Genomic DNA, 6,151 nt, shown 5'->3' on the forward strand with positions numbered 1-6,151 from the left:
ACCGCGCGCCCAGGGCGGCGCGCGGTCAGGGGGTTCAGGAGGCCAGGTAGGACGAGCGGGTCAGGCCCAGACGCAGGGCGTCGAGGAACTGGGTGCGCTCGCGGGCGCTGATCCTGGCGCTGGCCACCTTGTCGCGGTAGTGGGTCATCAGCTCCTCGGGCGACAGGTGCACGTAGCGCAGCATGTCCTCGATGGTGTCGTGGGTCTCGATGCCGGCGTGGTACACGCTGCCGTCGGCGTTCTGATAGATGTTCACCGAGTCGGTGTCGCCGAACAGGTTGTGCATATCGCCCAGGATCTCCTGGTAGGCGCCGACCAGGAAGATGCCCAGCACATAGTCCTCGCCCTCGCGCACCTCGTGCACCGGCAGGCTGGTCTCGATCGACTGCTCGTCGACGTACTGGCGGATCTTGCCGTCGGAGTCGCAGGTCAGGTCCTGCAGCACGGCGCGACGCAGCGGCTCCTCGTCCAGCCGCGACAGCGGCAGAATCGGCAGGATCTGGCCGATGGCCCAGGTGTCCGGCAGGCTCTGGAACACCGAGAAGTTGCAGATGTACTTGTCCGCCAGCTTGTCGTTGAGCTCGTCGAGCACCGCGCGGTGCGAGCGCTGACGCGCCTTGAGCTGGTTGTACAGGCGCCGGCAGATGGCGAAGTAGCACTGCTCGGCCAGGGCCTTCTGCGGCAGATCGAGCTTGCCCGCCGAGTACTGTGCCGCCACTTCCTCGATGTAGTGGGTGGCGCGCCAGTAGGTCTCGGCGACCATCTCCGGGTCGCTGTCGTCGAGCAGCTCGATCAGCACCTGCAGCACTTCCGGCTGTTCGACGCTCGCATCGATCTCCGGCACCTTGTCGTTGTGCCGCTCGACGTCGGTGACCTGCACCAGCAGCACGGCGTGGTGCGCGGTCATGGCCCGGCCGCTCTCGGAGAAGATGTGCGGATGGGGGATTTCCTGGCGGTCGCAGAATTCCTTGAGCATGTCGACCACGGCATCGGCGTAGTCCTGCATGTCGTAGTTGATCGAGCTGGCGTTGCGCGAGTGGGTGCCGTCGTAGTCCACTCCCAGGCCGCCGCCGACGTCGATGTGATCGACCGGCAGGCCCAGCGCGCGCAGCTCGCCGTAGTAACGGATGGCCTCGCGGAAGCCCTTGCGGTAGTCGGCGATGTTGGCGATCTGCGAGCCCATATGGAAATGCAGCAGGCGAATCCCCTGGTCCAGGCCGGCGGCCTTGAAACGCTCGACCACCTGCAGGATCTGCGCGGCGGACAGGCCGAACTTGGACTTCTCGCCGCCGGTGTCGGCCCACTTGCTCGAGGCCAGAGAGGACAGGCGCACGCGCAGGCCGATCTGCGGCGCGACCTTGAGCTCGGCCGCCTCCTCGATCACCAGGCGCACCTCGGATTCCTTCTCGATGACGATGAACACGTTGTGGCCGAGCTTCTGCCCCATCAGCGCCAGACGGATGAACTCGCGGTCCTTGTAGCCGTTGCAGACGATGGTGCCGCCCTTCGGCGCCAGCGCCAGCACCGCCAGCAGCTCGGGCTTGGAGCCGGCTTCCAGGCCGATGGAGACGTTCTGCGTGGCGATGATGTTCTCCACCACCGCCTCCTGCTGGTTGACCTTGATCGGGTACAGCGCGGTGTAGCGGCTCTGGTATTCGAGGCGCTCGATGCTGGCGTCGAAGGCACCGGTCAGGCGCCGTACGCGGTCCTGCAGGATGTCCGGAAAGCGCACCAGCAAGGGTAGCGACAGACCGCTCTGACGCAACTCGTCGACCTGGTCGTAGAGGTCGATCGGCGCGCTGTCCGGGCCGTTGGGACGCACCTCGATGCGGCCGGCATCATTGATCGAAAAATAGCCGGCGCCCCAATGGCGAATACCGTAGACACTGCGGCTGTCGGCTACCGTCCACTGGCTGCCGTCGTCTTTGCGGGTGCGTCGTGCGGACATCGGGTTCTCCCATGAGAATGAGTCTGGCCCTCTAGGTGGCCAGCCTGGAAATTAAGGATGCAAGATGACGTTTGCTCGGCGGTTGACCGCATGAGCAGCATCGAAGTTTAGGAAATGACGCTTCAGCCGCCGGACTTCTTCGCGGTGAAACCGCGCTTGCTCAGTTCCGCGAGGAGCAACTCGACATGATCGCCCTGGATCTCGATCACCCCGTCCTTCAGCGCGCCGCCGGTGCCGCAGCGCTTCTTCAGCGCGCTGGCCAGCTCCTTGAGTGGCTCCTCGGCCAGCGGCACACCGCTCACCGTGGTCACCGTCTTGCCGCCACGACCCTTGGTTTCACGGCGTACGCGGGCGATGCCGTCACCGGCGGGAAGCTGGCTCTGCTTGCAGCTGCAGGCGTCCACCGGTTGGCCGCAGTCGGGGCAATGCCGACCAGTGTCGGTGGAATAGACGAGACCGCTCAGGGCGGAAAATGACGAAGCTTTCTTGACCACCGGCTTGTCCTCGTAGGGGTCAGGATAGCGACTGGTCGACGGGCGTCGACCGCGAAGCCCCACTCTGGCAGGGGCAGCGCAAGCGGACAGACGTCCGCTGAAAAGGTCGCGCAGTGTAACGGCAAAGGCGGCGCTTGCTAAGTACGGATTTGCGTCATTGTGCGGCACTTTGGCGACGCCATGGGCCGCGGGGTTCGCTCCAAGGAATGAGTGGTACGCACCAGCCGGAAAAGCCGGTGCGCGCAGCGCACCCCACGAGCCAACGAAACCACTGGGTCAGCACTGGCACTTGCAGGTCAGTGCACAGGCGTTAACCTTGTCAGCCGATTGATCTGCGCAGGGATAGTCGCAGCCGTTTCGTACCGCCCCGGGGCCGACAGAAGCCCCTTGTCAGAAGGCCTCCTTCGCATGCTGCATTTTCTCCCCACGCCGCTTCGCGGCCTGCTCGCCGGCCTGCTGCTGGCGCTCAACACCCTGTTCTGGTGCTGGCCCTTGTTCTGTGTGGCCCTGCTCAAGCTATTGCTGCCCTTCGCCCCGCTGCAACGCGCGCTGCGCTTCGTCATGCACGGCATCGCCGAGGCCTGGATCGGCGTCAACAAATGGTGGATGCGCCTGGTCGGCCGCATCCAGTGGGACGTGCAAGGCCTGGAGCGCTTCGACACCCGCCATTCCTACCTGGTGACCAGCAACCACCAGAGCTGGGTCGACATCCTGGTGCTGCAATACATCCTCAACCGCCGCCTGCCGCTGCTGAAGTTCTTCCTCAAGCAGGAGTTGATCTGGGTGCCGGTGATCGGCCTGTGCTGGTGGGCGCTGGAATTCCCCTTCATGAAGCGCTTCAGCAAGGAATACCTGGCCAAGCACCCGGAGAAGCGCGGCCAGGACCTGGCCACCACGCGTCGCGCCTGCGCACGCTACAAGAGCAACCCGGTGGCGGTGTTCAACTTCCTCGAGGGCACCCGCCTGACCGCGGCCAAGCACGCCCAGCAGAACTCGCCGTTCCGCCACCTGCTCAAGCCCAAGGCCGGCGGCATCGCCTTCGTCCTCGACGCCATGGGCGAGCAGCTGCACAGCATCGTCAACGTCACCATCCACTACCCGCACGGCGTGCCCGGCTTCTGGGACCTGCTCTGCGGCCGTCTCGACGCGGTGCACATGCGCTTCCAGCAGGTACAGATCCCGCGCGAGTTCATCGGCCGCAACTACGATCAGGACGAGGCCTACCGCCTGGCGTTCCAGCAGTGGGTCAACCAGCTGTGGGAAGAGAAGGACGCCGAACTGGCCGCACTCAAACGCTCGGCGTAGCGCCCCGCAGGGTGCGCCGGGTGCGCACCGTTACTCATCGCGAATCGATGGTGCGCGCAGCCTCGGCGGACCCGCGTCACCCTACGCGGGCTGCGCCTGGTAGCCCTCCTGACGAATCGCCGCCAGCAACTGCTCCTGGCTCAGTCGGCTGGCCACCCGCACCTCGCCGCCCGCCAGGTCGACCTGCACCTCGGCCGCATCGTCCAGCGCCCTGATCGCCTCGCCGATGGCCCGCACGCAATGACCGCAGGACATGCCGCTCACCTTGAAAATCTGCATCTGTCACTCCTCGTTGGTTTGCTTGACGGCGTTCAGTCTCGAGCTTGCCACGGTGGCAAGGTCAAGCCCCCGGGTGCAGACCCCTTGCCGATCCGGCTCGATGAGCCAAGCTCAATAGGTCTTCGAAAGGATCGCCGCCATGCGCCTCATCCCGCTCCTGCTCGCCGCCCTGCTGAACCAGCCGCTCGCCGCCCAACCCCTGGCACCGCTGCCCGACACCGCCCAGGGCGAGGGCTATGCGGTGCTGATCGTCTCGCGCGAGCGCCTGGAGGTGGCCAGCCCCTGCGAGGTGGCGCTGTACCTGCAGGACCAGTTGGCGGCGCGTCTGTATCAGGGCCAGTCGGTGGCCTTCAACCTGCCGCCGGGCAGCGTTTCGCTGCGTCTCGGCCTGCAGGGCCCGGGCGCCTGCGGCCTGGGTATCGCCCAGCTCAGCGGCCAGGCGCTGCAACTGCAGGCCGGCGAGGTGCGCCGCTACCGCATCGCCATGGACGCCGCCGGCCTGCGCCTGCATGCCGCACCGCCCGTGCATTGAAGTGCTTGACCTTACCATGGCGTCAAGGTTGATCCTGTAGCCCTCGCTACAGGGAGACCCAGCATGTCCAACCTCACCACCTACGACCTGCCGATCCAAGGCATGACCTGCGCCAGTTGCGCCGGCCGCGTCGAACGCGCCTTGCGCCAGCTACCCGACGTGACCAGCGCCAGCGTCAACCTGGCCAGCGAACAGGCGCGCATCGAGGCGCCGGGAGACAGCCTCGGCGGGCTGATCGCCGCGGTCGAGCGCGCCGGCTACCGGGTGCCGAGCCAGCCGCTGGAGCTGGCCATCGACGGCATGACCTGCGCCAGTTGCGTCGGCCGCATCGAACGCGCCCTGCACCAGCTGCCCGGGGTGACCCGCGTCGCGGTCAACCTGGCCGACGAGAAGGCCCATCTGCAGGTGCTCGCCGGCTTCGACGTGCAGCTCGCCCTGCGCGCCGTCGCCGCCGCCGGCTACCATGGCCGCCTGCTCGAGCAAGGCCCGTCCGAGACGCACATGGCGCAAAAGCGCCTGCGCCGCGAACGCCTGGTGCTGCTGGCGGCCATCGCCCTGACCCTGCCCCTGGTGCTGCCGATGCTGGTCGAGCCCTTCGGCCTGCACTGGATGCTGCCGGCCTGGGTGCAATTCCTGCTGGCCACGCCGGTGCAGTTCGTGTTCGGCGCGCGCTTCTACCGCGCCGCCTGGCAAGCGCTCAGGGCCCGCGCCGGCAATATGGATCAGCTGGTGGCCATCGGCACCAGCGCCGGCTACGGCCTGAGCCTGTACCAGTGGGCGGTGACCCCGGCCGGCGGCATGCCGCACCTGTATTTCGAGGCCTCGGCGGTGATCATCAGCCTGATCCTGCTCGGCAAGTACCTGGAAAGCCGCGCCAAGCGCCAGACCGCCGGCGCCATCCGTGCCCTGCAGGCGCTGCGCCCTGATCGCGCCGTGCGCCTGGTCGACGGCCGCGAGCAGAGCGTGGCCATCGATGCCCTGGCACTCGGCGACCGGGTCGTGGTCAAGCCGGGCGAGCGCTTCCCGGTGGACGGCCGGGTCGTCGAAGGCCACAGCCACGCCGACGAGGCGCTGATCAGCGGCGAGAGCCTGCCGGTGGCCAAGCAGCCGGGCGACAAGGTCACCGCCGGCGCGATCAACGGCGAAGGCCGCCTGCTGGTGGAAACCACCGCACTGGGCGCGGAGACCGTGCTGGCACGGATCATCCGCCTGGTGGAGGACGCCCAGGCGGCCAAGGCGCCGATCCAGAAGCTGGTGGACCGGGTCAGCCAGGTGTTCGTGCCGGCCGTGCTGCTGCTCGCCCTGGCCACCCTGCTCGGCTGGCTGGCGTTCGGCGCGCCGCTGGAAAGCGCCCTGCTCAACGCCGTGGCGGTGCTGGTGATCGCCTGCCCCTGCGCCCTCGGCCTGGCCACGCCGACCGCGATCATGGCCGGCACTGGCGTGGCCGCGCGCCACGGCATCCTGATCAAGGACGCCCAGGCGCTGGAAGTGGCGCATGCGGTCGACACCCTCGCCTTCGACAAGACCGGCACCCTCACCGAAGGGCGTCCGCGTATCGTCCACCTCGGCCTCGCCGCGGCCCACGAAACCGAA

Annotated in this window: 6 protein-coding genes; 3 read left to right on the forward strand and 3 right to left on the reverse strand. The window is 67.4% G+C overall.

The window, feature by feature from the left end; genetic code table 11:
- Positions 1-34 precede the first annotated feature (34 nt).
- Positions 35-1,948, reverse strand: a complete 1,914-nt coding sequence (gene speA / locus N878_RS03525; protein WP_021442309.1) for an arginine decarboxylase — start codon at positions 1,946-1,948, stop codon at positions 35-37.
- A 122-nt stretch (positions 1,949-2,070) separates the two neighbouring features.
- The gene (locus tag N878_RS03530; protein ID WP_031302695.1) at positions 2,071-2,442 is read right to left on the reverse strand and encodes a translation initiation factor Sui1; all 372 of its coding nucleotides are present in this window, start codon (positions 2,440-2,442) and stop codon (positions 2,071-2,073) included.
- Positions 2,443-2,850: 408 nt separating this feature from the next.
- On the opposite strand from N878_RS03530, the gene N878_RS03535 reads away from it, so the two are divergent.
- Positions 2,851-3,747 (forward strand): acyltransferase, encoded by an 897-nt coding sequence (locus tag N878_RS03535; RefSeq protein WP_021442311.1) that lies wholly within the window; start codon positions 2,851-2,853, stop codon positions 3,745-3,747.
- Between the two features lie 81 nt (positions 3,748-3,828).
- Here the strand turns inward: N878_RS03535 and N878_RS03540 are convergent, their stop codons facing one another.
- On the reverse strand, positions 3,829-4,026 hold the full coding sequence (locus N878_RS03540) for a heavy-metal-associated domain-containing protein (protein ID WP_021442312.1): 198 nt from the start codon (positions 4,024-4,026) through the stop codon (positions 3,829-3,831).
- Between the two features lie 139 nt (positions 4,027-4,165).
- Between N878_RS03540 and N878_RS03545 the strand changes: the two genes are divergently transcribed.
- Both N878_RS03545 and N878_RS03550 read left to right on the forward strand, forming a co-directional pair.
- Complete coding sequence (locus tag N878_RS03545) at positions 4,166-4,558, forward strand: hypothetical protein (RefSeq protein WP_021442313.1); 393 nt, start codon at positions 4,166-4,168, stop codon at positions 4,556-4,558.
- 63 nt (positions 4,559-4,621) lie between these two features.
- A partial coding sequence (locus tag N878_RS03550; RefSeq protein ID WP_021442314.1) for an HAD-IC family P-type ATPase occupies positions 4,622-6,151 on the forward strand: 1,530 nt, incomplete at its 3' end.

This window comes from Pseudomonas sp. EGD-AK9, assembly GCF_000465935.2.
Taxonomy (GTDB): domain Bacteria; phylum Pseudomonadota; class Gammaproteobacteria; order Pseudomonadales; family Pseudomonadaceae; genus Aquipseudomonas.

Coding starts and splice junctions, on each gene's coding strand:
- N878_RS03540 (WP_021442312.1), bottom strand. CDS start 4,026: ATGCAGATTTTCAAGGTGAGCGGCATGTCCTGCGGTCATTGCGTGCGG.
- speA (WP_021442309.1), bottom strand. CDS start 1,948: ATGTCCGCACGACGCACCCGCAAAGACGACGGCAGCCAGTGGACGGTA.
- N878_RS03535 (WP_021442311.1), top strand. CDS start 2,851: ATGCTGCATTTTCTCCCCACGCCGCTTCGCGGCCTGCTCGCCGGCCTG.
- N878_RS03545 (WP_021442313.1), top strand. CDS start 4,166: ATGCGCCTCATCCCGCTCCTGCTCGCCGCCCTGCTGAACCAGCCGCTC.